The following is a 26,599-nucleotide window of genomic DNA, read 5'->3' on the forward strand; positions in this document are numbered from 1 at the left end:
AACGCCATCGGGGCGGGCAGCATCGCAGTCAGAGTGGACAACTTCGTCCTCAAGGCCGGCGCCGTCAATCCACCCGTGGGTTTCGGCGCGCTTCCACCCGCAATGCCCACGGGGTCCACGCCGCGTGCTGAAGTCTGTGCGAAGGTCGTCGACCTCCTGGTCTCGGATGTCCCCGGCCGCGTCGTCGTCCTAGAAGGTGGAGCCGGGTCGGGAAAGACAACGCTGGCCGCGCAGGTGTGCCAGGATGACCGGCTCAGACTGCGGGTTTCATCGCGCATTCTCTGGCTGACTCTCGGTCAATCACGTACGGGCGCCAGCCTTGCGGAGTACATAGGCGACGTATGCGAGGCAGTGGGCGGGCACCGGCCCGCCACGTCCGACCCATTGATAGCGGGTGCAGTCCTCGGCGAGTTGCTGGCCGAAGCGGGACAGTCTGTCTTGGTCGTGGACGACGTCTGGGACCGGGAGCAGGCCCTCCCCTTCCTCCGGGGTGCGAGCGGCTCGCCACGTCTGTTCACCACGAGGAACCGTGCTGTTGTTCCGGCTGGCGAGTCGATGGAGATCGGCCCCATGGTGGCGCATGAGGCGGCTGACGCGCTCTGGGCCGGGCTGAGTCCGCAGAATTCCGACGACGCGGCAGCGCTACTGAAGTTCGCTGCCGGGTGGCCGCTCGTCATCGGACTGATCAACGCGACGATGCGAATCTTCGTCCAAGCCGGTGGACGGGTCGACGAGGTTACCTCGTGGACCCTCCGGATACTCAAGTCCGAGGGAACGAGCTCGATAGCCCACGATCAAGTGGGTAGTCTCGAGCGAGCCGTCGAGACCAGTTTGTCGCTGCTGGAGCCCCAGCAGCGGGAACGGTATTTGGAGCTCGGCATCTTCCGGGACGATGCAGTGGTCCCGGCGTCGATCGCCATGCGGTTGTGGACGCAGTCCGCCGGCCTCTCTCCGGCGGAAGCCGGTGCCCTCATCACCAAGGTCGCAGACCTGCGGTTGGTCGAGCTCTCCTGGCAGGACCGAGAACCGTGCTTCAAGCTCCATGACGTGTTGCGCAACTACCTCCGAGAGTGCCTGGGCCCTTCCGGATTGGTACGGGTCAACCGCGGGCTCGTCGAGGCTTGGCGTAGGGGGTTGCCGACGGAGCGAGCCATGACGGCGTGGTGGAAGCTGAGCACTGACTCCTCCTTCATCGTCGAGCACTTGGTTGTCCACCTTCTCGGCGCCGGACTCGAGCTTGAGTACGAGGCGCTCGTCATCGAACTCCGGTGGATCGAACTGCAGGTTCAAGCCCTGGGATCTGCGCTGCCTGCCGTGGCGGCCCTGGAGGCATCGAATGCGAAGGTCGCGCAGGTCCTGCATCGGTCCCTCGTGGACAGCCTCCAGGTTCTCGTGCCCGAGGATCCGCAGGCGCTCACGGCCACGCTACTCAGCCGCATATGTGACGAGCCCGAGCTCGAGGGGCTCGTCAAAAGGAGGTTGCAAGCCGCAACGTTCCCAATGCTGACACCGCATTGGACACTGCCCGACCGGAACTTCCTCCAGCGCACAGAGCACACCGGCCCGATCGGCGACATCGCCGTGTCTGATGACGGTGTGCACCTGGCCACGGCATCTGACGACGGGCTGATCATCATCTGGGATGCCGCCACGGTGCGCCCGCTGCGTGCTTTGCGGGGCCATCGCCGCAGGGCGCGATCCTGCAGCTTTTCGCCTGACTCCAGGCACCTGGTGTCCACTGGGATGGACGGCACCGTGCGTCTGTGGCGCGTCGAAGACGGTTGCCTGGTGCGGGCAATGGGTGACCGAAGGAGCCGAGTCCTGTGCGCCTGCTGGTCCCACGACGGAACGACAGTTGCTTCCGTCGACACTCTGGGCCGCGTAGCTGTCTGGGACCCCTGGGAAGGTGAGGTACGTCGAAGCTATGTGAGCAGCAGCGGTTACGAGTGGGGCTGTGCGTTCGCTCCAGACAATTCGTGCGTGGTGAGCTGCGGGGAGGATGGCCGCCTCCGGTTCTGGGGGGTAGACGGGCCGAACGCCTTGCGGACGCTAACTCTCCAGTCGAGCCGTATTCGGTGTTGCGTGTTCAACCGCCAAGGGACGCAAATGGCCGCTGCTGGCAACGACGGCCACCTCACGGTAATCGACGTGTCGACCGGCCGGGTGGTTCACCGTCTGGAGGGACACCAAGGGCGTGTAAGGTGGTGCGCCTTCTCAGCGTGCGGCCGCTACCTGGTGTCCGCTGGGGAGGATCGCACCGCACGGCTGTGGGACGCGCGAACCGGTGAGGAAAAGCATTTGCTGTCGGGACACTCCGACTGGGTCGGCGGCTGTGCCTTCGACCTCTCGGGCGCGTTCGTCTACACCTGCGGCGGCGACGCCACCGTGCGCAGGTGGTCCACGACCACAGGCAAGCTGGAATTCAGCTACGTGGGGGAGATCAGTCCTGCCGAGTGCTGCTCGGCGACGGCCGACCAGCAGAGCGTTCTGGCCGGATACGCCGATGGAACGATGGCCCTGATGCGCGCGGCGGACGGTGTCACCGTCAGATCGTGGCCAGCGCACGACGGAAGGGTCTTCGGGGTCCAGGACACCGGGCACGGCCACCTGTCCGTCGGCGGAGACGGGAAAGTACGCCTCTGGTCCAGTCTCGGCCGGAAAATCAGGGACCTAAACGAACCGGGCGGCCGACTCTGGGCGTGCGCATGTAAGGGCGACAGCTACGCGTCCGTTAGCGAAAGCGGGGCTGCTGCAGTTTACGAGGCACGCACCGGCGAGCTGAGGCAGATAGCAGGCGCGCACGCTGCCTCAGCCCTCGGTTGCCAGCTGTCACCGAACGGGGACGTGCTGGCCACCGCTGGAGACGATGGTGCAGTGCGCCTGTGGGCCACGGAATCACTCGGAGCCATAGGGCAGCTCACAGCCGACGAAGACGTCGCTTTCTGGGTGTGTGACTTTTCGCCGGATGGCAAATACCTCGTCGCAGCTGGTGAGCCGGATGGTGTGATGTGTGTCTGGAAGGTCGCCGGTGAAGAGCGGATCTATACCGTTCACGCCGGACGTGGGCGAGTCAGCGGTTGTGCGATTGCGCCGTTCGGTTCGGTGATCGCCACCTGCGGTGAGGACGGATACCTCGGTTTGTGGCGGTTGCGCGACGGGAGCGCGATCACCGGCCTTCGGGTGGCAGCCCCGCTCAGGCGTCTCTCGTGGGTCTCCCACGGTCAGTCGTGGCTGCTCGCCGCGGCGGGTTCTGCTGGAGTCTACGTCTTCAGGCTGAGGGAGGCTGACACGGACGGCCCGTGAGGGCGGAGAGCGCAGCCCGGTAACCAGCATGCGAACCGATCTCGAGCGGTGGCTCGCCGATTTCGATGGCTGCGAGTTGCCCGGCTTGTGCCAGCTCCCGGTGGAGCGCGGCGAATCCGGATCGTACGCCCACCGCCAGCTTCTGGAAGGTCGCCCGGTGAAATCCCGACACGCCGTAGTCTGCGTGGGACAGCTGCCGATGCTCGCCGTGCCAGCTGCGCACGAACTCGGTCACCCTGCCACTTTCGATGAGCGCAGTTGGTTTTGCCGCTCCAGAAGTGACGCGGTATACGGTCAGCATTCCCTGCAGGCCGCTATCCTGCCACAAATCGACAGCAGATGGCAGATCCATGTCCGGAAGCGTGTCGCCGTACAGAGTGAGGAAGGAATCCCCGAGGAGTCCGGCTTCGATTGCGAGTCGCACCGCGCCCGCAGTGCCCAGCGCCTGTTTCTGTTCGTCTGACACTCGCAAGTCCATGACGTCTCTCCAGGGGCACGTCCTCAGATGGGTTACTACGAGATGGGAGAGATGCCCCAGGCAGAACACGACCCGAGCGACTCCCTGCCGGTGAAGCCAATCCAGCTGGTAATCTAGGAATGTTCCACCGGATACGGGTAGCAAGAGTTTAGGTTGCTTTTCGGTGAGGGGTCGCATTCGTGTGCCGCGGCCTCCTGCCAAGATGACGCAAGTCAGCATAGTGTGACATTACCTGACATTACAGCGATGTCCAGTGCATCTTCCGAATATTAGGATCGTGACGACTCTGCGCCTGGGCAGGTAGAACTTCCATGATACAGTGGGAAATCGGCGTCTAGAACGATGGGGGCTAATCGTGTCGAATCCTATTGAGATTGTCGCGGATGATCCTGCGCAGGCTCTCCTGCTGCCCTATTTGCAGAAAACTCAGTCATTGTTCCTGGCAGCGCTGCGCGCTCTCGATCCTTTCGCTGAGTGTCAGATTGTACCTGCCGCTGACTTGGGAATTCCTTACGATGTGCTGCGTCTGAGTGGCGGTTTTGCGACAGGATGTTTCGTAGAATGGAAATGTCGCGTGCCGGTTATCCCCGTCGACACGACGATGAATATTGACACATCTTCGATATTTTGGCTGGACCGTCACCCGGGTGCTACATTTGCTCGCAATGCTATCGAGGATTTGCGTCGGTGGATCGATTTCGACAGTAGTTACCAGTGGAATTTTCATCGAGGAAATCATTTCATCCTGAGTTGCCGTCGCAGCTCTGATGGTCGTTATGCGTTGTTGCTACACAGCAATGAGAAAGAATTCAAGGACCAGTTCAATGGCCTGAGTCCCACCGCCGGGAACTGGTACGAGAAGTCGATCCGGGTCTTCGGCGGCGACCGGCGCATCCGTCTGCTCGTCGGCGACCGGGCGGTGCTCTTCGCGCAGATCGCACAGATGCTTCAGGATTTCAACGTCGTGCGCCACCGTTTCATCGCCACTATGCTGCTCAATGATCGGGTTCGCATCACCGACGAGTATCACAAGCACCACTATTTCATGCCGACTCCGACCTCCGCAGCTATCGGTTGCTACCTGTGTGAACCGGGCGAGGAGGTTCCCGTCTTCAGCTCGGTCGGTCAGCCGATCACCATCTTCCGTCCAGCTGACGGCGGGCTGAACAGAGTGCGTCTGTTGGGCGGAGGGACGCGACTTGTGGTACCCCACGGCTGGGGCACGACAGCCTCACGCGCGCTGCACCTTACGCAGTCCGAAGACCGCCTAGAACTCAACGGTCAGAGTTACAGCCTGAAGCCCGGGATCTCCCTGCTGGATCACGGCGACGTCATCCCCAGGGTGTTCGACGGTGGAATGCAACAGTTCCTCCACCTCATCCGGTCTCACACACCTGGCGAGCCAGTTGCAGACCTGGTCCAGCTCGCCTCATATTCCCGGCACGGGTTTTTGCGGCACGACCAGGAATCCGGACAGCCCGTGTGGTAATCCTGAACGCCGCGGCCCTTATCGTTCGCTGCCATCGCCAATCGCGTTGTCGACGATGTCGCCGCCCGCACTCAAGGCTCTGAGCCCTTCGGCGGAAACGTCGGTCCTGAGTGGGGTCGGGGAGGCGGCTGGAGTCGATGAACTCGACGCGCCCGTTGCCTTGGCGTTCTTGCCGATCGCGTTCCCGCGAATGCTGCCACCCGCCGCAATAGCGCCTCGACCCCTCGAATGGACCTGAGCGGGTGTCGCTGTGGGCGGCTCAACCGGGACCGAAGTCCTGATTAACGTGATCACTGAGACCGCGAGTCCGATGACGGCAGCCACGCCCGCGATCACACTGGACGTGCTGTCACCCACTTGCAGATCGAGCACCGCCGTGATGATCAAGGCGATGATGACCAGTGAAGAAACGATGCCGACCGACCAAGCGCATATCCTGCGAACTCTGGCGGACATTGTGTTCCTTTCGTTGCTGAGAGGGTAGGCTCGCCATCAAGTCTTTTCCAGTCTGATCTTGCAGGTCAGTGTCGGTACGGGTAGGTGCCGTGGAGGTAGGACGGCGTCGGCGCTCAAGCACTTCGGGCAAGTGATGATCTTGATGCCTCCTGCGGTTCTCCGGCGAAGAGGGTGTGTTCCAGTTGGTTCGGTGCGCAGTTGCACTTACGCTCCAGCGCCCGCCCCGACATCCCCGCCCGAGCGTTCCGGCGGATCGCGGCGTAGAGCTCTACCTTTGGCTGTGGAGGCATCGGTGCTCCCTCGTCTAAAGGACACGCATCCTCCCATCGCAACCCCGAGTGCGGTAAAAACGCACGGATACAGACCTGGTAACCACGCACAGTGCGGTCACCGTCCGACACCCCACGCCGTCTGCGGTCCGCGCCTTCGTCGTGGCAGCGGGATGGATATCCGCGTCATAATGTCGTTTAAGTGCGATTTGCTCCAGCAAATTGACCGTCGTCCCGAAAGTCCGATCTGAGTGCGAACAATCGGGCAGTTCTGACGACGATCTGACTTGGCACTGACGGGAAGCAAGGCCATCACGAGTAGTGACTTAACTGGGTTTTAGGTCGGTACGTCCGTGTCATGTGCCTCTCTGAGTACACCAAGTACGACTCGGGCATCGGCCAGTTCTGCAGACCATCGGAACCACGGGTTGCCCTTGAGGCCGAGCACTTCGGACAGTTCGATGAGTCCGTCGTAGGTCTCGCCGTTTGCGTACAGCCGTCCGTCTGGCAGGACTTGCGCCGCGATCTGAGTGGGTCCATCGTCGGCGACGATGGTGGTCCCTGAGGGGAGTACGTCGGTGTCGACGAGGGCGCGGAGTTCGGTGTCAACGCCCTGTTCCGGTGCTGCGGCACCGGCCGGATCGATATATCGCGGCTCGTAGCTCGGGTCGGCCAATCGATTCATGGCGTCTCGTACGACAAGCGCCATGCGCTTACGCCGTGCGGCCAGGAACTCGTCGAACGGCATCCGCTCCCAGCCCTCGGGGAGTGCGTGCCAGTAGATGGTTTGGGCGAGCTTGTGCCCGGTGAGAGCCTTCGCGGCGAGTTGTTCGGGCCAGTAGTTGGCGGGCGCAAGATCGCTGATGGCGATGTTGTCGGACCAGTCGACGAGGGCGAAGTTGGCGATCTGGTTCACGCTCCTGGTGTCCGTGATCCTCAGTGCTGTCTTCAGGTAGCTCTTCGGAAACAGGTGGTGGCGCTCGATCCCCTTCTTGAGAGTGATCGCGGGGTCGAGCCGAGAACGTACCTTGCTGCTGGACAGCAGGATGTCGGCGTCGAGGATGTTGAGTGCGGCGATGTAGGCGAGGAGTGCCGGGGACTTGGCAGCGGAGGTGGCGAGCTGGTTGGGGAGGATGATGGACCAGTAGTCGGCGGTCATCGTGTCGTTGATAACCTGTTCTAAGGTGGTGATGAAGCCGTGGGCGTCGCCAGCAGGCGGCGCTGAGAGACGGGCGACGTCGGCCTCAAAGCGGGTCTCGAATGAGCCGGAATAGCGGCCGGTGGTGTGGGCCATGAAGAACCAGCGGGCAATGACGTCCTTGAGCTGGTCGAGCGGGACCTGGTAGTCGACCCGGCCGATGAGCCAGAGCGCGTAGCTGTACAGGATGGCGTTCTGACCCGAGATCATTTTCGAACCGCGGAACCCGGCACGCTCGAGGCACTGCAGGAATTCATGCCAGTGAAGGAGATTCACCAGGTGGTCTTGGGCCTGCTGCAGCCGGTCGAACTGCTCGTCACGCCGTTCCGGTGTGAATTCGCCAGTTTCGAGGTCCTTGCCACGCAAGATTGAGTATGCGTGCTTGAGGACGGCACGCCGGAATGCCACCGCGACGGCGACGCGCAGGAGTTGGTCGGGCTGTGGCTGGATGTACCAGTTGAATGCGCTCGCACCACCGATAGAGGGTTTCTTGGCGGCGCGAGCGAACTCCTCGAGCTGCTTGCGCGCCTTCTCGCGGAAGACGCTCATCAAGGTCAGGATGAAGTCGGCCTGGTTGAGCGTGATGCCTTCCGAGTTGATGCGGACGAAGACCTCGGCAACGTGTTCCTCGTTCATGGCCGCGTCCAGTTCCACGACCTCGAAGGGGTAGGCGCGCAGATCGCGCACCCGGTCGAACTGGTTGTCGATCTCGTCGCGCATATTTTGGTCGATGGTGCCTCGGGCGGCCTCGAGACGTTTGAGGTAGGTCCGGACGGTGGCCTTGTAGTCCTTCCAGAGCGGCGTGATGTCCGCGAGGTACTCGGGGTCCTTCTCGATCGCCGCATCGGTGACCTCGAATCGCGCGTCCTGGGGTCGGAAGGCGATGCGGATCCGGGATTCCGTGTAGTCCTCGCGCACCACGGGGTGACCGGTGAAAGCCGAGTACAGACTCGTGAGGCGCTGCTGGCCATCGACGATAAGCCACCGGGGCACGGTCTCGTCCTTGGCGTCGACGCCGATCGCGCGGGCGCCGACCTCGGCGCCGGTTGCCCAGAACAGCAGGTAGCCCACGGGAAAGCCCTTGAACATCGAGTCAAGCAGATCTCGGACCTTGCGGTTGGGCCAGACGAACGGGCGCTGGGTGTCGGGCAGGGCAACATCTCCGCGATTGATGTTCTTGACCAGGTGATCGAGGTCGAAGCGCGTGGTGCGAAACAGGGTGCGGCTCATGCGCTGCTCCATTGTTGATCATTGGCTGGTTGCCAGCAGTCGTCTTAATACGTTCGTGGCTTTAAGTTCGGCGATGTGCTCGGCGACTCGGCGTGGGGTGTGTCCTCCGCGAACGAGGAGCCCGGCTTCGATGTTCTTGGCCACGCCGGACTGGGTGAGATTGGCGCTGGAGACCAGCAGAATGCGGCGGTCGGCGACGGCGAGCTTGGCGTGCATCTTGGAGCCTGGTTCGGTGCGCTGCGGGACGGGCCAGTGCCAGAGCTGGACGCCGGGAATCGCGGCGAACGCCGCAGCCGGTTCGGCCCCGGCCAGCGCGCTGCCTGCACCTTGCAGGGTCTCGACGACGGCGGTGATCTCGACGCCGCTTGCTCCGGCGGTGGCGAGGGCCGTGCGGATGTCGGGGTGGGGCTTGGCCGAGTAGGTCATGAGCAGGAGTTCGTGCTGTGCTTGCGTGATGACTTCGGTCAGCGCTTGTGCGGTGGCGCGGACGGGTACGGAGTGGCTGCTGGGTCCGCTCCACACGGTTTCCACACTCACGGCGGCGGTCAGTTGTTCGTGCGCCGCCGCGAGCCCGCGCAGATAGGCAGCGGCCTCCGCGGTGCCGGCGGACTCGTCGCGCGTTGCCAGGACGGGTGCTGCGGTCTCACTCAGGGCGTGGCCGATCCAGCCGAGGATCGCCGTGTCCGGCCAGCCGGATCCGATGCGGTCGGCCAGGCCGCGCAGTGCGACGACTCCCAGTTGGGGAGCCGCCTCGGCGGCGGCCTTCTCGAACGGGTTCATGGCAGGTCGGGGAACAGGGCGAGTTTGGGGTCGTCGATGGGCACTACGAATCGGCGGTCGAGGAAGCGGTTGCCGCGCTCGCAGGTGGTTTCTGAGACGAACAGGCAGACGTGGCAGGCGGCGCCGTGCAGGAAGTCGGCGGGCGGCTGCGGCAGCCTTTCCTTGCACAGCGGGTCGGACGAGCACCGCTTCGCGTCGTGCAGGGCGCGTCGGGTCAGGCGCACAAGCCGTTCGGGCTCGGCCTGGGACACCAGCCCGCCGAGGCTGCCGTCGGCGTCCGGTACGGCGGTGTAGATCAGGATCCCACCGCGGGGGTCATCCTCGTTCCCGGTGTAGATCCGCTCGGACAGGCTCGCCGCGTTGTAGCCGCAGTCGAGCGCGATGGTTCGGATGAGTAGGTGGGACAGGGTGTGCAGTGCGATGAAGCGTGCACCCGGCCAGTGCATCATGGGGTCGAATTGCGCGGGGATACGGTCGGAGTAGCGGGTCTTGCGGAACTCGGCGTAGGCGGCGCGGTGGCAGGACAGCGCGGTCGACTCGGCGACGCGCTGCTCCCACTCGGCCAGCAGTTGTTCGGGGACGCGCAGGAAGATGCCCTCGCCGCGGACCTCGCTGGCGGGCACCCATTTCGGGTCGTCGCGAGACAGTGGCGCGGGCCTGACGAGCTCAGGGTCATCGGGATCGGGGGAGTCGAGCCGGGTGAAGCCGACCAGGGCGCGCACCTCGCGCAGCCGCTCGACCTGGATGACGTCGGCGAAGATGCCCTTCAGCGGGTCCGGGACACCGTCGGGGTCGCGGCGCAGTGCGAAGTCGTCGTTCGGTTCGGGGAGCTGCTGCGCGGAGAAGATCTCCCACTCCGGCGTGCGCAGGTCCGGGTAGCCGGAAGTGGGTTCCTGTGGAGAGCTCTCTTTGATCGCCCGGACGGTAGCGACTGCGGCGTCGATCTCGTCGTCGGTCCATTTAGCGAGCTCTTTGAATGCGGTGACGTTCTCGCGGCCGTAGGTGTACATCGCCTTCGGGAGCCCGGAGATTTGCACCCAGTGCTGCTCGATCTTGGCCTGCAGCTCGTTGGCGCCGCTGCGGGGGACAACGAGCGCGGACAGCGTTTGCGAAAACCATTGGTTGGATGCGCCGACGACCAGGACCTTGGGGTCGCGGTCGCACCCTTGTGGATCGAAGGTGCCGAGGTGGGCGTTGCGGCCTCGACAGCGGGGCAGGTTCTGCTCGTTGCGCTTGCCCATCGCCTCGCGCATGTTGCGGCGCTCACCGCATGCGATGCAGCGGATCTCGACGTTCGCTCCGATGTTGCCGCCGCGGTCCTCCATCTGCAGCCGTGGGTGACTGGCCTTGACGCACGGACCCCCGCGATGCACGTAGTGGCTGTACGGGAACTCATCGAGGTGGCCGGCCGTGCAGGACAGCACGAAGCGGGCGGCGACAGCCAGCGGCTTGCGCCCGGAGCGCTTGCGCCCGCACGAGTCGTGGAAGAAACGGGCCTCGTGCGGGCGTGTCGGCTTCTCGTTCTCGAAGCCGAACACCTGCGAGTCGATCGGGCCGAGTTCGTTGCACACCGTGCAGCGGAGCCACGCGGGGAAGGGAGTGGTCGGCACGCCAATGCGGGACGCCGGGCCGCGCGGGTCGCCGTCCAGCCCTTCCAGCCACGGCGCGGGGCGCAGCTGCTCGACATGTCGCTTGCCGTGCAACGTCTTCACCGCCGCCAGCAGCCGCTCTTCCTTGATCGGCTCCCACTCCGGGATGTTGTCGTAGCGCCAGTCGTCCAGACCCTGCACCAGGACCGAGAAGTTCGGCAGGTCGACGAGGGAGCCGACACCGCTGGTGAACATCAAGTGATTGGGGCGGACGGCGCCTACCCGACGGCTATACTGGGCGCACATCAGGATCCCTGCCTCGTGTCGATCAGGTCTGATTCGCCCATTTCGTCGCCCTCGGGTGCGTCCTCGTCGTCGGTGGCGCCGTCGGGCGGGGTGAAGGACCAGTCGGGTGCGTTGTAGGTGGGCTGGAAGAACTCGCCGCTGCCGGGTAGGAGCAGGTTGATCTCGTTCTCGGTCTCGCGCATGGACATGCCGACCGTGGTGTCGGTCCACTTGCCCTCGCCTGGCTTGGTGAGCAGTCCGACCAGCCGTTGCTTCTTCGACGAGCCGGTCTCGTAGCCGAGTCGGGTGGAGCCTTTCTTGGCCTGGTTCCAGATGTCGGTGAGGCTCTTGATGCGCTCCTCGAGGTAGCCCCGTCCGCGCGCGCCGGCTACTACCTCGGCGCGGGCGAGTAGGCGCATGATGAGGCGGCGCACGAGCGGCTCGTCCAGCCGTACGTCGTACGCGTCGGCGTTTCGTGAGTTGCTTTCGACAATGTTGCGGACCGCGGCGACGAAGGTGCCGGTCGTGCCGCGATCCAGCGCTCGCCGGGTGTAGGGGGTGACGGACAGCGCTTCGACCTGGCGGTAGAAGGTGGCGTGGTAGTGCTCGAAGTCCTCGTAGTGCGCCAGATCGCGGGGCCGGGTCCAGTTGTAGAGCGTCACCACGAGACCGGGGCGCAGCGGGTCGCGGCCGACACGCGAGGATGCCTGGATGTACTCGGCGGTGTTCTTCGGCTGACCGGTCACGACCATCAACCCGAACCGGGACACGTCGACGCCGACCTGCAGCATCGAGGTCGCCAGCACCACGTCGACCGGGACCCGGTCGTCCTTCAGCCGAGCGCTCCGCCGTTCGGCGACCGGGTGGAACTCGGCGCGGTCCTTGCTCTGCGCCGATTTGCCCTTGTTCACTGTGAGCACATCGCCGAAGTTCTGATTGATCGCCCGGCGGCGGGTGCTGGTGTCCAGGTCGGCATCGAAGCCGATCTCCAGGCGTTTGAGCACGTCGCTGATGTCGCCCGAGGAGATCCGCGAGGTCAGCTCCTGGATGGTGAGCATCGTCGTGGCACCGATGATCCGGTCGGACAGTCCCTTGCTGCGGCCGTGGCGGCGGACCCTGGTGGCGACGTCGTCGTCGAGATAGCGCCGCATGCCGGCCAGCTCGCGCGTGGCGTTGAAGTAGCCGACCAGCGTCATGTACGGATCGGCCGCTTCGCCGTGCGCGTCGAACATGGTCTGGCCCGCGATCAGCAGGATCTCGGCGAGCCGGATTTCGGCGGACTTCAGGCGCACGCCGTGTGCGCAGATGCCGAGGTAGCGTCGGCCGGGGTTGGCCGCGGACACTGGAACTTGCCGGGAGAAGAACGTGTCGGTGACGTCGGTGACCTGTGGCGGGAAGATCTCCAAGTCCCGGCCGAACACTCCGCGCACCTGTTCGCGGGCGCGTTTGGTGGTGGCGGTCGAGGCGACGATCTTCGGTCCCGCTTCGCGACCGGACGGGGTGGTCCAGGTGCACAGCTCGTCTACCGCGGCTTCGAACAGCCCGACTATGGTGCCCAGCGCACCGGAGATCAGGTGCAGCTCGTCCTGGATGATCAGATCCGGTGGCCGCAGCCGCACCACCGGTCGACTGGCTACCGTCGGCAGCGCTCCCTTCGCGTTGTGCCGGACGCCGCAACCGGTGCGCGAGTCCAGATCCTCGTGCCGGTACCCGTGCCGGGGGCAATACTGGGAGACGCGCCCGAACAACATCCCCGCGAACCCCCGCCACGGAAGTTGGGCGAGCTTGTCCACTGTGGCGATGACCAGGCTCGGAGCGTAGCGGTAGATCTCCTCATCCACGGTGAGGATCGGCAGGCCCTCAGGCGACTTGGTGCGGGCGAACGGGCAAGCGGTCGCGCCCTCGGCGTTCGGGCAGTACAGGAAGAGCCGCCGCGCGACGGTGTCGACGTGCAGGTCCCGGTGCGCCTCGAGCTTGCTGCCGCACCACGGGCAGGACAGCGTCTGCAGCACGTTCGCCCGCTTGCTCTGACCGGCCTCGCGGGCCTCGGCGATCTGCTCGGAGGCCTGATCGAACCAGTTCGGCGACACCGCCCCACCGACCCACAGCCCGATGCGGAACGGCTCGCCGCCCCACGCGGACTCGTTCGCCCGCCGCAGCACCTCGGCGGCGCAGATCAACGCGGCCGCGCGCTGGAACTGCTGCGCGGTCAGCAGCCGCAGCGTGTAGCGCATCAGCACCGCCACCCCCGCAGCCCCGTTGCGAGCGTCCTCCCCGGTCCCGACGACACCCTGCAGCCGACGGATCGCGAAGGTGTAGGCGGTCAACCCCAGGTAAGCCTCGGTCTTACCGCCACCGGTCGGGAAGAACAACAGGTCCGCGGTCGCGTCCGGGCTCGCCGCCCGTTCGGCGTGGTCCGGATCGGTGATGGCCGGCATGTTGAGCAGCACGAAGGCGAGCTGGAACGGCCGCCACGTCGACACCCTGGCTCGCAGCCTCTTCACGTCCGCTTCAGCGTCGGCGTAGGAGACCAACGGGTCCGCACGGCGCACCGCGATCTCCGTGTGCCGCCGCTGCATCGCCATCGCCTCGTTGGCGAACCGGAACGCACGCAACGCCTCCTTATGGCGCGGTGAATCCGGATCGGTGAGCAGCCTTATGCCCGCGCTGATGCGTCGGTGCGCGATTCGTGCCCGGAACACTGCACCCTCGGCCGGACCGCGCAGCGCTTCTGGCAATGCGACGATCTCCTGCTCGCGCTTGTCGAGCCAGGCGGCGTAGCCATCCGCCAGCGGCGACAGCCCCGCGCACAATGCCTCCGGCTCGGCCGTCGCGAGTGCATCCATCGACAGCTCCGCGCCGGCCAGTGCCGTGTCCGCGCCGACCTGCGCGATGGTGGCCGGCACGTCGTGGGTCGGCAGCCACTGGGTCTCCAGCTTGTGTGCGCGCCGGATCGCCGGCTCGGTGTACGCGTGCACCGCGACGTTCTGCCCGGTGGCGAACTTCAACTGGTCGCGATACAGCAGTCGCAGGTGCAACTCCTCTTGGTCCTCCACGACGGGGTTCGCGTCGGCCATCGGATCGTCGATAGGCACGAAGATCGGCGCGGTGCCGTCCAGCGCCGTGACCGTCAGCTTGGTCTGGAAGATCCACGCTGCGTCCCGATTCGTCGCTGGTTCCTCTTGCGCGTTGATGAGCGTCACCTCGACCGTGCGGGTGTTTCCCGCCGGGCGAACCGCGACCGCCAGCGATACTCCTGGATCACTCGGATCAGCCGCGGTCAGCGGCACGCGGAAGTCCCGCTCGCCGTCGAGTCGGAGCTCAGATTGCAGCTCCATCGGCTCGCGCGCCCACACACTACGCTTGCGCCCCTCGTCGTCCTCGGACTCGTGCTTGAAGTAGTGCCCCCAGCTCGCGGTAACGACCACGACATCGGTGTCCGAGCCTACACAAAAGGACAGACCCATCGACGACGCCCAGATCCGCCCGAGGTTCTGCGGTGTGAGGATGTCGGGCAGTTCGCCACGCTCCTCGCCGTGCGGGTCACCCTGCACTCCGGCTTCGGCATCGGTAACGGCGTCCGCATCGTCCACGGTGGACCTCGGGGTGTGCTTTGGGCCTAACATGCCGATCAAGTAGCGCTCGCGCGGCCCCATCGCACGCGGTTTGAACTGCTCGGCGCCGCCATCCCACGGCCCGAGCAGATCCCGCTCCACCAGGTCGTGGAACTCGTCGCGCACTTTGAAGGAGTTGGTACCGGAGAAGGGCTGCTCGATGTCCAACGGCGAGACCGCCGGTGCCTGCTCGTCCTCGTCGTCCGGGTTCAGGAAGAGACCGTTACTGGTCATCAGAACAACGTCTCCCCGGTGCGCTTGGACTTGCCCTTCTTATCGTGCAGGCCCTGCGCGACCTCCTCGGCGTGCCGCTCGTGATTTAGCTCAAGCAGGCTGTCCAGGATCTCGCGTTGGGCAGCCGGACCGACGGTGTAGCGGGTCTCCCGGCCGACCTTGTGGAATCCGTGAAATAGCCCGCCAACAGCCGCGATCCGGTCCTTCCAGCCGTACGCGCAAATCGTCGCCTCGTCGATCTCTCTGTGGATCCGACGGAGGTCCTCGATGTCGCCGTCGGTGCAGCGCGGGTCGAACACCATGTTGTAGGTCTTTGTCAGGCCGGAGTTCCTGGAAAGCATCACATCGCGGCGGTAGGCGTCCAGCCGGTTACCCAGCTGACGCATCTCGCCCGTGAGCGCGGGCGGCCTCGCGAAGGTCTCGAATACGTCGGACGGCGTGTAGCGGAGATCTGTCTTCATCGACGAGCCCCGCGACTTTGCCCACCAGTAGTGCGGTGCGCTTGATAACAAGGCTAGCATCGCCGGGTCGTCGGTCGCGAAGACCGCGAGCATGTGTGAGAACACCTGCCCAGTAGGTACCATCAGCGGCATCACCGTCTTGCTCACCAGTGCGATAACAATTACTCGGTCTAGCCCTGCAATCGCGCATTTAAGACCTGGTCGGCGCCTCCAATATTGCCACCACGGAGCACTCCTCACGGCCGGACTCTTAGTTTCACGATCAGGTTTGACTAGCAATAGGACTCGCTTGTATGCCTCACCGTAGGTTTTGGCCTTATTTTCCTCCCAGTCATGAAAGCAGATAACCCAACGCGGGCCGAAGCAATCTGGGTTGGAGTTTAGGTCTTGTCCGTTGAGGTACGGGAAGAGTACTTCCTTGTTTTTTGGTTGCCTCTTGATCATTTCTTCGGCAATCTCGAACGGAACAGTGAATCCGGTCCCGCCGATATCGACTCCCTGGTACGCGATGCCAGAACTCGCGGCTAGATGCTTCGGAGGGCCCGCCGTTCGCGATCCTGGATCAAGCGAGGTAGTAATCGCGTTCACGACTTCTCCGTCTAAACGACGCACGGCTTTGTCGTCCAATGAAGCCCGACTGGTCCAAATGACGCAGTACTCGAGGATTGCACTCTTGGAGGGCCAAGGCGAACTCTTCACAGCTTGCCGAATCTCTACGCCTGTGGCTCTAATCTGATCCAGACCGACTTCTCTGGTATCGCCCTGAGCGAGTGTGTTCGTGGCAATCAGGCCGGTCTGCCCGTGTCGGTCAAGTAGAGCGTGCGCGCGCAGCGCAAAGTAGGCAATAAGATCAGTGTTGGTTCCTCGAATATTGTTTGCGACGCAAACACTCAAATATTCGCGATAAAGAAGCCCGAAGGCAGGGCGGAGCTTGGGTCCACCAAGGAAAGGAGGATTGCCGATTACGGCGTCGAATCCGCCTTTGGTGAATACCTCTGGGAAGATGATTGGCCAATGCAAAGGTTTGCGACTGAACCCACTGTCAGGTCGGTCGCTGTTTAGCCATACCTGTGCTTGCTGACACGTCGCTTCTTCGGATATTCTTATGCGTCGTGCGTAGTCGGCTGCGGCGAGAGAGCCGTCGCGGAGCCCATGGTCGCCGCGCTTCGCATATGTGAGGGCGCCGCCAACGCAGAGGTCGGCGAGAAGCTGAGCCCGACCAGTCTTCTGTTCGAGATCGGCGAGAACCTCACGTTTGTGCCCGAGGCCTTCGAGGGTTGTGCCGTCGATATCGGCGACGGTGCGGCGGGCGTCGGCGACGTCGGCGACGAGTTCGCGTACTCCGATGGTGAGATCGAAAAGTCCGCCCTCGTGAATCTGGCGGCCCTTCGCTGGGTCCATGTGCATCCATTCGAGTTGATCGAGGGATGTGATGCCGAGCAGAGAGTCGCCGGTGACGAGTCGGTCGTCAAGGAAGGTAAAGGGCCGGTAGGGGTCCATCGATACGAGCCAGAGGGATAGTTTGGCCATTTCGACGGCCATGGGGTTGATGTCGACGCCGTAGAGGCAGTGCTCGATGATCTGTCGCCGGGCTTCGATGACGACGGGGTCCTGGTCGGCCTCGCGCTCGGCATCGAGGGCGGCGCGGTAGTCGCGCACACGGGAATCGCCTTCAAAGGCCCAAGCCTCGATGAGTTTGCTGGCGAGGTAGCGGGCGGCGGCGACGAGGAACGCGGCAGAGCCCATCGCGATATCGGCAACCTTGAGCGCGAGGATCTTGTCGGAGGACTTGAGCTTCCATTCGTCCTTGTTCGCGGTATGCAGCGGTCCTGGTTCGTAGGCAAGCGGTTCGAGGGCGCCGTCGACGATCTGCTCGGCGAGGGAGCGCGGGGTGTAGTGGGTGCCGGAGTTCTTGCGCAATGGTGACTCGGTAACGAACAGCTCGCCCGGCATGATCACAACGGGTTGTTCACGCAGGTCCTGACGGATGATGCCGAACAAGACCAACAGTTGGTCGGTTAGTGCGGCGTCGCCGCGGGTGACGGCGAGCAGCTTGCGGCGGGCGGCCTCCTTTTCGACTCCTGTGAGCGGCGCGAGCTTCTTCTCCAAAGCGCGCACTGATCCGATACCGGACGACTTGTACCGCTCAGCGAGCGCCGCCGCGAGAGCGGGGACATCCGGGCAGCCTGCGGCCAGGTTCGTCAGGTCGCGCAGTGCGACCTCGTCTTCGAGGCCGGCCTTGCCGATGAGCCCGAGGGTGACGTCGTCAGCGCGGAAGCCGTCGAAGGAGAGCAGGCCCTCGTAGACGTAGCCGATCTGCTCGACGTCCAGCTCGCGGAAGGACAGCTTGCGGCGTTCCTTCGATCGGCCGGTGCCGATCTCGACGTATTGCACGGCGCGGAGCATGTGCAGCACGGTGCGGTCGTCAATGTTGCGCGGCAGCCAGGCGTAATTGAACGGGCCGAACAGCGAGCCGTTGTGGGCATGCATCCGCAGTCTGGGGTGGCTGATGCCGTAGTAGACCGCGTCAAACACCGCGAGCAGCCGGTGCCAGGCGACGTCGCTGTACTCCAGGTCGTCCTCGCTGCCCTCGCGCGCCTGCTGTTCGAGCCGCGCGCACAACCGGCCGGCTGAGTAGGTGCTGGCGTAGAGGGGAGTGTCGGAGGGCAACAGTTTGCGTTCCTCCGCGAAGAGTAGGAAGACGATGCGCATCATCACGGTGACTGCGCCGCGGTAGACCTCGTACGCGCTGACGTCGAGGCCCTTCCCGCCGCGGTCGCGCTGGGCGGTGTCGGCGCGGCCGATCGCGGCGACCAGCAGTTCGACGGCTTGGCGGACCTGCACGCCGAGCGCTTCGGTGATCTCCTCCTGGGAGTCCTCGCTCTTGCGTAACAGCTCGATGAGCTTCTCGTCGTCGTGCACGCCGTAGAACCGCGAGCGTCGCAGCATCGACACGAACGCCCGCACGACATCGATCTCGGCGGCCTCGTTCCAGGCGACCGTGTCGAACACTGCGGTGGTCGTGACCTTGCCACGCGGCGCCGACACTAGGACGCACCAGCGGCCGTCGGTGGCCAGGCCGAGCTGCACCTCGTGGTGCCGGCACAGCTGCGCGAGTCGGTCCACCGTGGTGGCCGCCGAGGCTTCGCCCTTGATCCGCGCGGTCGGCTGGGTGCCCGACGCGCAGATCAGCCCAAGTACCTGGGTGGTGCGAGGTTTGGCGTCCTCACCCGGATCGACCAATGCGAACGCCGGGGTGATGCGGGTGTCGTGCTCGGGAACGTCCATCGACAGGGCGTCGAAATCCTCATCCTCGGCCCAGCGCAAGGCGTCGCCCCATTCAAGGAGTTCGCCGAGGAGATGGTCGATCCAGCCGCGTTGCCCGGACGCGGTGTTCTCCTGCCATGTGGCGTGCGTCAGCCGCAGCTTCTCCTTCGTCGCTCTGTCCAGTGAGTCGAGAGTGGGCCAGGTGGAGCGCAGCACCGGCAGCGACAGGAACGGTCCGCTGACCTCGATGAGACTGAGCCAGTCCCGGTGCTGCTGTGCGCTGTCGGGCGCGTGCGTACGACGGGGTCTCATCGGATCGCCTCTCTCTTCGGCACGACGAACACCACGGCGACCGGGAACCGGTGCGGTTCCTGGTGGTGGTAGCGGGCGGTGATCGCGTCGAGCTCACGTTGCCGCTCGGCGGCCAGCTCGGTCAGCCGCGTTTCCCAGTGCCTGCGGTCGCGCCGGTACTGCTCGCGCTCGTCCTTGGTCTTCTCCACGTCGAGGCGGCTGAAAAGCGCGTCCTCCTGGTCCTCGGCCAAGGCTGAGCGCAGCGAGGCGGCGAATTGATCGATGGTCGTGGTGATGCGCTTGCGCTCGGCGTCCTCACGCTGGCCCAGCGCCCGGCGCAGCGAGTCGAGGCGAGTGGTGGTGCGCCAGTCGATCGCGCGGAGCAGACCGTCGGAGATCCTTGTCCAGCGCTCGGCGATGCGGCGCCGGACCGGTTCGGCGGCGGGCGTGCCGTCAGCGAGAGCGCGGTCCAGGATGTCGGCGAGCAGCCCGAGGTTCTCCACCCGACGGAAGCGTCCCTGCTCGGGGGTCCAGCCGCCGGCGTGTAGGACCTCCTCGTGCAGCCGCACGCCATCGGCGCCCACGATCAGGAAGCGGGAGTATGCGCCGACCAGTACGTCTTCGAGTCGTGGGTCATCGCTGACCACGGCGGTGATGCGGTGCAGGTTGATGTCGTCGTTGGATACCGCCGCGCGCAGCAGCCGGGTGGACATCGCGACCAGTGGGTGGTTCAGGTGCGCGAGCACGATGTCGTCGCGGCCGCGCGCGATCGCAGCGTCGAAGGTGACCGGCAGCTGTTTCGGGAAATCGTTGCGCTTGTACTTCTCCGGCTGGAACTTCTCGATCAGTCCCTCGCTCGCGCGAACCCACGAGCCTGTCAGAGTCGGCACCACGAACGTGCCGTTGGTGTCGGCGGCGCGTAGCGGTTGTTGCCTGGCGAGGGTCAGTGCGGTGTCAACGACCCGCTTTGCGCGCGACGGCGTGATGCCCAGCTCCGCGACCGTTTCGTCGAGGTTGGCGCGCAGCTTGCGGACCTGCTCGCGGACGTTCTGTTCGGCGGGTAGCTGATCCTTTTTCGCGCCGGCCTTGTCGACGTCGAAGTCCTTGAGCTGGCCGAGCATGCGGCGTTGCACCGCGTCGGCGAGCACGGCGTTGACTGACCCGAGGTCGGCCTCCATCCGGGCGATCTTGGTGGCTACGCGGGAGAGGAATTCCAGGTCGGCTTCGTAGGAGTCGACCTTGCTCTCCCAGCCGGTGCCGACGAAGTGCCGGATGTCGGGTGTGTGGGTCTGTCCGTAGCGGTCGATGCGGCCGATGCGCTGCTCGAGCTTGTTGGGGTTGAACGGGATGTCGTAGTTGACCAGGCGGTGGCAATGGCGCTGCAGGTCGATCCCTTCGCTCGCCGCGTCGGTTGCCACCAGGATGCGTACCGGGTGCTCGTTGGGGGCCTTCTGGAACGCCAGCCGCAGCTGCTCGCGCTCCTCGGTGTTCATCCCGCCGTGCAGCTGCGACACACGGTCCCCGCCGAGGCCCTCCTGTCGGAGCAGTTCGACCAGCCAGTGCTGGGTGTCGCGGTACTCGGTGAACACCACGACCCGGTCGTCCTTCCACGTTCTGCCGTCGGGCTTGCAGACCCTTTTGAGGTAGGTGATCAGCACGCGTGCCTTGGCATCGGGCTGTGCGTCGTGCGTGCGTGCCCACCGGTGCATCCGCTCCAGCAGTGACTGCTCATCGTCGTCCGCGTCGGGCTGCATGGGCCGTGAGCGGCCGAGCGCGTCGTCCTCCGCCTCAGCCAGGAGCTCGTCGTCATAGGTGGCGATGTCGTCGAAGAAGTCCTCCATCCACGCCGGGACGTCATCGCCTGCAACATTGAGCGTCCGGGTCTTCGACCGCAGCGTCTCCTGGTAGACCGCGACGGTGTGCGCGAACGCCGCCGGGCTGGAGAACAGCCGCTTCTTCAGCAGCAGGGTGATGAGGTCCGTGGCTTTGCGGCCCCTCCGGGTGGTCAGCTTCTTGCGGCGCAACTCGGCGAACCGGGTCAGCAGCTGGTGGATCTCGCGCTCGCTCGCCGGGTATTCGACGAGGAGTGGTTCGGTCTTGCGCGCGAGGAACCGGGGAGTGCCGTCAGCGTTGGTGATGTCCCGCTTCAGGCGTCGCACCACGGTCTCTTTGACCGCCGAGCGGTCTGGTTCGACGCCGCGGGCGAAGCGCTGGTCGTCGAGGATTTCCAGCAGCGCGGTGAAGGAGGCCGGGTAGCCGTTGTGCGGGGTAGCGGACAGGAACAGCCGGTGGGTGAAGTGTGGCGCGAGCCGGCGGATCAGCTTGGTCTGCTGCGAGTCCACCGCGTATACCTGCTTCGGCGCGGCCGGTGCGACGTGATGGGCTTCGTCCAGAATCAGGAGGTCGAAGGTGCGCGGGAATGTGGGCCCGTCGACGGGTAACACCTCGTCGAGCAGGCGCTGGGCCTTCGCGCCGCGCAGCCAAGGCAGGCTGATGATGCTAAGTGGGTAGACGTTGAACGGGTTGGCCGCGCTGCCGTAGTCGCGGCGAACCTGCGCGCAACGTTCGGAGTCGATGATGGTGAAGTCGAGGCCGAACTTCTCGGCCATCTCGTCTCGCCACTTCATCGTGAGCCCGGCGGGGCACACAATCATGATCCGCTGCGTGCGGTGCCGCAGCAGAAGTTCCTGCGCGACAAGGCCGGCTTCGATCGTCTTGCCCAGCCCAACATCGTCCGCGAGCAGGAGGTTAACCCGGGGTGCGCGGATGGCACGCGCAACCGGCTCGAGTTGGTAGTCCTCGATGGCGACGCCGGAACGGAATGGCGCCTGCAAGGTCCCGACGTCAGCCGAGGTCACCGCAGACCAACGGACAGCGTCTAGGAACGCTGCAAGCTGCTCGGGCGGATCGAAACCCTTGGCGGTGACTGCGGGAAGCGAACCGCTCGGCAGTACCTGCCTGCCGGGCTCGACCTCCCAGATGACCTCCAGTGTCTCTCCGAAACGGCCCTCATCGACGCTCTGCAGCGTTACGAGCGTGCTGGAATCGGCAGGATCGAGGTCGCTGACGACCCATTTCTGGCCACGAACGGAAACAAGCGCGCCAGTGGTCAGTTCTGCATCGGTCGAGATACTGCTCGACATCACGGCCCCCTCATTGATCAGCCTCACTGTCGTTAGATTGCTGTGGTCGAGACGCAACGCGATCGAGCGAACGGCCAGCTTTCTCGGAGCAGACAGCGATCAGTCGTGTTGGGGTCGGGATCCGTTACAGGCCACCTTGTGTGGTTCGACCGCCGGAAATTGCCGACAGCTGCCTAGCTCCAGCGCCGTTTGGATCTTTGAGCCTCTCAGTCTCGAACGTTGGTAAAGTTCAAACCAAGTGCCATAGGTCCCCGAGACGAGAGTATTTCGGCCCTCGAAGACGTGGATCCCGTGCGTGACCAAGAGGACCTCGACGAGATCGCCGGGTCATATCGTGACCTCGAGAGCGTCGACGTTACGGAGCTTGCGGCAAGACACGGCCGTCGCCGACCGCCATTCCTCCACGGCCAGGCGCGGACCGGACAGTGATCAGCCAGCGTTAGCGCGCTCGCCAAAACGTCCGACATCGAAACGCTGATGATCACATCCGTGAGAAGGCGACTGTGAGCTCACGTCAGAATCAGCGGCGTGTGCGAGACCATTAAGCAATCTTCTTGTGGCGCCACCGTTACCCTGCTGGCGCGCACTATTTTGGACGCAACAATCAATGATCTCGAGCTGTCGAAGGTGTCTTACTTGCCCGACGGATGTGGCGGTGTTCGTCGTTGGTCTGTTCGGGCGGTGCTCGGTCGTCTTTCGTCATGTGTATGTACTCGGCGCGGTCTCGGCTCCGGGCAGGCGGAAGGGGCGGAGATGGGCCGGTTGGCTGCGGCGGAGTTTGTGGAGGCTGTGGCGGCTCGCCGTGGTTCGCTGCGAGCTCCTGGCGGGGCGGTAGAGGGTGTGCGGTTTGCGTTCTACGGCCGGATGTCGACCAGCGAATTCCAGGACGCGCAGACGTCGCGTGCCTGGCAACGCGGGGTGTCGGATGAGTTGGTCGATGGCGTCGGTGAAGTCGTGGTCGAGTTTTTCGATGAGGGCCGGTCGCGGCGGTGGTCGTGGCGAGATCGACCGTCGGCGTCTGCGTTGCTGGCAGCTGCGGAGAACCGGGATTGTGAGTTCGATGCTGTGGTGGTGGGGGAGTACGAGCGGGCTTTCCACGGTGACCAGTTTCGCGAGGTGGTCGCTCAGCTGAATGCGGTCGGCGTGCAGGTGTGGTTGCCCGAAGCCGGCGGACCGGTCGAGTTGAACAGTCCGGTTCATCTGGCGTTGATGACGTTGCTGGGGGCGCAGGCGCAGCGTGAGGTGGCACGGGCTCGGCACCGTGTGATGGCAGCCATGCGTGCGCAGACGCGGTTGCAGGGGCGTTTCCTTGGTGGTCGTCCGCCGTATGGGTACCGGTTGGCCGACGGTGGACCCCATCCGAACGCCGTCCACGTGCGATGGGGGCGGCGCCTGCATGTGCTGGAGCCGGATCCGGGGGCTGCGCAGTGGGTGCGATGGATGTTCGCCGAGCGGGCTCGCGGTCGGTCGGTAGCGTCGTTGGTGCGGGAGCTGAACGACCGCGGTGTTCCGTGCCCGTCGAGTGCTGATCCGACGCGGAACTCGCACAGGTCCGGGACGCGGTGGATCGTCCGTACCGTCGGGATGATCTTGGAGAACCCGAGGTGCACCGGACGGCAGGTCTGGAACCGCCAGACCACCAAGGGGCACGGTGTCGGCGGACGTAGCGGTGGTCGAGGCTCGGGCACTGTTCGCCGGAACTCAGTGAGGGAGTGGGAGGTATCCGAGCAACTGGCTCATACCCCGTTAGTGGACGAGACCACGTTCATCGCGGTTCAGCGGATACGCGCCGGGCGACCCACCAAGGACGGCGCTACGCGCGAGTACGCGTTGGCTGGACTGGTGGCGTGTGGGGTGTGTGGTCGTCGGATGGATGCGCATTGGGTGCACGGTCGTCCGGGTCACCGCTGCCGTCACGGCTACACCACGGCCACGCCGCGGTCGGATCATGCGCCGCGCAATGTCTACGCCCGCGAGGAACACCTTCTTGAGACCGTGGTTGGTCTACTTCACCAGGACGGACAGGCCGAGGGCCATAGTCTGCTCGATGTCGGTGAATGCCTTCGTCGTCGAGGGCTGGAGCTCGTCTGCAGCCATAAAGGCCGAGAACTCCAGCTAACCGCAGCACGAAAGATCGTCAGTCTGCCGATCTCATCCAGCCAGACCACGCTCGCCTTGGACTGGAATCTCCGCACTGGCGACGCAGCCGCCCGCCGAGAGGGGGACGCCAAGGACCGTCACAGTGTGCACTTGGCAGGCATCGAGAAGCCACTATCCTCGGGAGGTGACGTCCATACTTCGAAATAGAACTACCCCACGGACTTGGAGATCCGTGGGGTAAAAGAGTGTCCGAGACTCGAACACCTGTTCGTTGCATCCATGTGCAGGATGCGTATTCATGCGAAGGACCGTAGCTGCGCCCAATGATTAAGCGCCAGTCCGGGCCTGCCGCGCAGTGGCGGCCGGTGCGGTGTCAGGGAGCTTTTGCTCCGTTGCTGGCAGAGGCGGATGGGCCGTTGATGTAGATGTTGGGTGAGTCCTTCGCGGTTTGGGCGAACACCTTGGATTCGGCCAAAGCCGCGATATCGGACAGCGAGGTGGACGAGCAACCGGCGTACTGGGTTGCGATCGCCGCGCGCAGAGAATCTTGGACGGCCGGGTTCTCGATCTGGTCAATGACACCAAGTGCGCTGACGAATTGGCGGTCAGCTTCGCGGTCGGTCCGTAGTCGGTCGATCATGGTGACCATCAAATCTCTCGCCTTGTCAGCGCGCTGGAAGAACAGAAACCCGATCGCTTCGTTGACCGCTCCGGCGACTGTGGCGATGATGGCGCCGCCAACCTGGTCCGGGTTACGAAGATAGCTGACTGCCGCAGCAGCAAAGATGGCGAACCCGATGACAGCGAAGGCGATACTGAGCATAAAGCTGATCGAGGCTTGCCGGTGGGCGTGCGCGTAGTACTTGACCATGAGTCGAGCGTTGCCGTCCGAGTACTGGCGTAGCGTCTCAGCAAGGTGTTTGGTCGACGTATTGCGGCTGGAATCGACGTTGACGACGACTGATTGATGCGATGGCTGCTCTCCCTGGTCGACGTTTTCGTCGTGTCGCCCGCCGGTGCTGTCCGACGGGGAACCGACGTCGCATGGCGACGCCTGGTCGACCGGGTCTGGTGAAGGTTCGATATTGAGGTCACGGAGAGTTCTGTTCTCCGTGCTGTGGAAATGGCAGTGTTGCCACGGAAGGCGAACCGACCTTCGACACACGTACCCGCCTCTGGTGGTAGCCCCACACTTCCACCTTGGGCGCAGTAGCCGCAGCAGTCGCATGGGAGAAGCTTGCACCATCGCGCGTGCGGCATCCAGACGGTTCGCGCGAAACTACCATTAGCCATGCGAACGAGTTTCGACGCGCTTCGCGTCAGAGCGGCCCGCCGCACCACCGTGCAGGCCGAGTGGTGCCCCGCCGCTCGCCGGAAGACCGAAGTCGCCAGCCTCGAGCGACGGGGCTACCTTTCTCGTGCGGTTATGCCGCGGCGCCTACGGGCTGGACCACCGGCTGGGCGTCGCCTGGCCTCCCGGAATCCCGTGGAAGTTCAGCCAGACGTACCTGTGCGCCCTGCGCCGACACCTCCTGGATGATCCAGTTGAGGTAGTACGTCGGCTTCGGCATCACAGCATCCGTGGCGCACCGAGGTTCACCGTTCGGCCCTTCGGGACCGCGGCTGACCACGCCGACCACGTTCCAGTCGCCGTCGCGGCCGCGTTGGAGGGCCGGGCTGCCCGAATCGCCGTAGCACTCCCCGGCGGGTTTCGCCGGGTTGGCCGCGTCGCGGCCTTTGCGGACGCAGAGTTCGTCCACGCCGAGATCCGCGCCCCGGCAGTCCGCCGACGTGCGCACCACGCCGGGTGCGTCCGCCTCGTGCAGCCAGCGTGGTGCCGGTCCCTTGCCTACGTCGTCCACCGAGTGCAGGCCCCAGCCGATCTCCCGCAGCGGAAACCGCGGGTTCACCTCAGCCAGGCCCGCCGGGCGGATCGTGGTGATCGGGCGATCCAGGGTCAGGATCACCAGGTCACCCACTTCGCCGCGCGGGGTCTTCTTCAGTTTCGCCCACTCCGGTGGCTTGCTGATCTTGACCACGCCGCGGACCTCGGTGCCATGCAGCCGATCGTGGCTGCCGAACTGCACATGGAACCGGGACGGGTCCTCGAAGTCCGGCGGAGGTTCTGCCGTCGCCGCGCCGAATCGGCGCAGCTTCGACCCGCCCTCGAAGTTGGTCTGGCAGTGCGCGGCCCCGAGCGCGTGCAGTGGCGTGATCAACGTGATTCCACACGTGTGCCAGTCCTTCTCGCCCTTGTGGGGCGTCTGGACCGAGCCGGAGAAGGCGTACTCGTCGCTCGCCGGGATGCCGCCCACGATCGCGTCCGCGGTGGCGGGAGCGACGAGGCTGGCGAAGGCAAACACGAGCGCGAACAGTGCGCCTGTTATTCGCTTGTGCCGCAAATGGATCCCT

At 64.7% G+C, this 26,599-nt stretch carries 13 protein-coding genes; 3 read left to right on the top strand and 10 right to left on the bottom strand.

Annotation, left to right across the window (positions count from 1 at the left end):
- The first annotated feature begins 33 nt into the window (after positions 1 to 33).
- Positions 34 to 3,303 (top strand): NB-ARC domain-containing protein, encoded by a 3,270-nt coding sequence (locus ABD256_RS00310; protein WP_344412005.1) that lies wholly within the window; start codon positions 34 to 36, stop codon positions 3,301 to 3,303.
- On the opposite strand, the gene ABD256_RS00315 is transcribed toward ABD256_RS00310, so the two are convergent.
- The gene (locus ABD256_RS00315) at positions 3,269 to 4,000 is read right to left on the bottom strand and encodes a sugar phosphate nucleotidyltransferase (protein WP_344412007.1); all 732 of its coding nucleotides are present in this window, start codon (positions 3,998 to 4,000) and stop codon (positions 3,269 to 3,271) included. The genes ABD256_RS00310 and ABD256_RS00315 overlap by 35 nt on opposite strands.
- Before the next feature lie 136 nt (positions 4,001 to 4,136).
- On the opposite strand from ABD256_RS00315, the gene ABD256_RS00320 reads away from it, so the two are divergent.
- Positions 4,137 to 5,270, top strand: coding sequence for a hypothetical protein (locus ABD256_RS00320; protein WP_344412009.1), 1,134 nt, complete (start codon positions 4,137 to 4,139; stop codon positions 5,268 to 5,270).
- 18 nt (positions 5,271 to 5,288) lie between these two features.
- Here the strand turns inward: ABD256_RS00320 and ABD256_RS00325 are convergent, their stop codons facing one another.
- The 7 genes from ABD256_RS00325 to drmD all read right to left on the bottom strand — a co-directional run bounded on the left by ABD256_RS00325 (position 5,289) and on the right by drmD (position 22,087).
- Positions 5,289 to 5,726, bottom strand: a complete 438-nt coding sequence (locus ABD256_RS00325) for a hypothetical protein (RefSeq protein WP_344412011.1) — start codon at positions 5,724 to 5,726, stop codon at positions 5,289 to 5,291.
- A gap of 606 nt (positions 5,727 to 6,332) precedes the next feature.
- Positions 6,333 to 8,423 carry a GmrSD restriction endonuclease domain-containing protein gene (locus ABD256_RS00330; RefSeq protein ID WP_344412013.1) on the bottom strand — a complete coding sequence of 697 codons (2,091 nt, stop codon included), beginning with the start codon at positions 8,421 to 8,423 and terminating at the stop codon, positions 6,333 to 6,335.
- Positions 8,424 to 8,441: 18 nt separating this feature from the next.
- Positions 8,442 to 9,203 (bottom strand): DISARM system phospholipase D-like protein DrmC, encoded by a 762-nt coding sequence (gene drmC, locus ABD256_RS00335; protein ID WP_344412015.1) that lies wholly within the window; start codon positions 9,201 to 9,203, stop codon positions 8,442 to 8,444.
- Entirely contained in the window at positions 9,200 to 11,098 is a 1,899-nt protein-coding gene (drmB, locus tag ABD256_RS00340; RefSeq protein WP_344412017.1) for a DrmB family protein, read from the bottom strand. The genes drmC and drmB overlap by 4 nt, the downstream gene beginning before the upstream one ends.
- Complete coding sequence (drmA, locus tag ABD256_RS00345; protein ID WP_344412019.1) at positions 11,098 to 14,925, bottom strand: DISARM system helicase DrmA; 3,828 nt, start codon at positions 14,923 to 14,925, stop codon at positions 11,098 to 11,100. The genes drmB and drmA overlap by 1 nt, the downstream gene beginning before the upstream one ends.
- A complete protein-coding gene (locus ABD256_RS00350; RefSeq protein ID WP_344412021.1) occupies positions 14,925 to 18,965 on the bottom strand; it encodes an Eco57I restriction-modification methylase domain-containing protein in 4,041 nt (1,346 codons plus the stop codon). Before ABD256_RS00350 ends, drmA begins: the two co-directional genes overlap by 1 nt.
- On the bottom strand, positions 18,962 to 22,087 hold the full coding sequence (gene drmD / locus ABD256_RS00355) for a DISARM system SNF2-like helicase DrmD (protein WP_344412023.1): 3,126 nt from the start codon (positions 22,085 to 22,087) through the stop codon (positions 18,962 to 18,964). Before drmD ends, ABD256_RS00350 begins: the two co-directional genes overlap by 4 nt.
- A 528-nt stretch (positions 22,088 to 22,615) precedes the next feature.
- Between drmD and ABD256_RS00360 the strand changes: the two genes are divergently transcribed.
- A complete protein-coding gene (locus ABD256_RS00360; protein ID WP_344412025.1) occupies positions 22,616 to 24,394 on the top strand; it encodes a recombinase family protein in 1,779 nt (592 codons plus the stop codon).
- Positions 24,395 to 24,560: 166 nt separating this feature from the next.
- Here the strand turns inward: ABD256_RS00360 and ABD256_RS00365 are convergent, their stop codons facing one another.
- Positions 24,561 to 25,058: a TRADD-N-associated membrane domain-containing protein gene (locus tag ABD256_RS00365; protein WP_344412028.1), complete on the bottom strand. Its 498-nt coding sequence runs from the start codon at positions 25,056 to 25,058 to the stop codon at positions 24,561 to 24,563.
- A gap of 553 nt (positions 25,059 to 25,611) precedes the next feature.
- The gene (locus ABD256_RS00370; RefSeq protein WP_344412030.1) at positions 25,612 to 26,550 is read right to left on the bottom strand and encodes a S1 family peptidase; all 939 of its coding nucleotides are present in this window, start codon (positions 26,548 to 26,550) and stop codon (positions 25,612 to 25,614) included.
- Positions 26,551 to 26,599 lie beyond the last annotated feature (49 nt).

Source organism: Amycolatopsis minnesotensis, assembly GCF_039529815.1.
GTDB lineage: Bacteria > Actinomycetota > Actinomycetes > Mycobacteriales > Pseudonocardiaceae > Amycolatopsis > Amycolatopsis minnesotensis.

Coding starts and splice junctions, on each gene's coding strand:
- ABD256_RS00315 (WP_344412007.1), bottom strand. CDS start 4,000: ATGCTGACTTGCGTCATCTTGGCAGGAGGCCGCGGCACACGAATGCGA.
- ABD256_RS00325 (WP_344412011.1), bottom strand. CDS start 5,726: ATGTCCGCCAGAGTTCGCAGGATATGCGCTTGGTCGGTCGGCATCGTT.
- ABD256_RS00330 (WP_344412013.1), bottom strand. CDS start 8,423: ATGAGCCGCACCCTGTTTCGCACCACGCGCTTCGACCTCGATCACCTG.
- drmC (WP_344412015.1), bottom strand. CDS start 9,203: ATGAACCCGTTCGAGAAGGCCGCCGCCGAGGCGGCTCCCCAACTGGGA.
- drmB (WP_344412017.1), bottom strand. CDS start 11,098: ATGTGCGCCCAGTATAGCCGTCGGGTAGGCGCCGTCCGCCCCAATCAC.
- drmA (WP_344412019.1), bottom strand. CDS start 14,925: ATGACCAGTAACGGTCTCTTCCTGAACCCGGACGACGAGGACGAGCAG.
- ABD256_RS00350 (WP_344412021.1), bottom strand. CDS start 18,965: ATGAGACCCCGTCGTACGCACGCGCCCGACAGCGCACAGCAGCACCGG.
- drmD (WP_344412023.1), bottom strand. CDS start 22,087: ATGTCGAGCAGTATCTCGACCGATGCAGAACTGACCACTGGCGCGCTT.
- ABD256_RS00365 (WP_344412028.1), bottom strand. CDS start 25,058: ATGGTCAAGTACTACGCGCACGCCCACCGGCAAGCCTCGATCAGCTTT.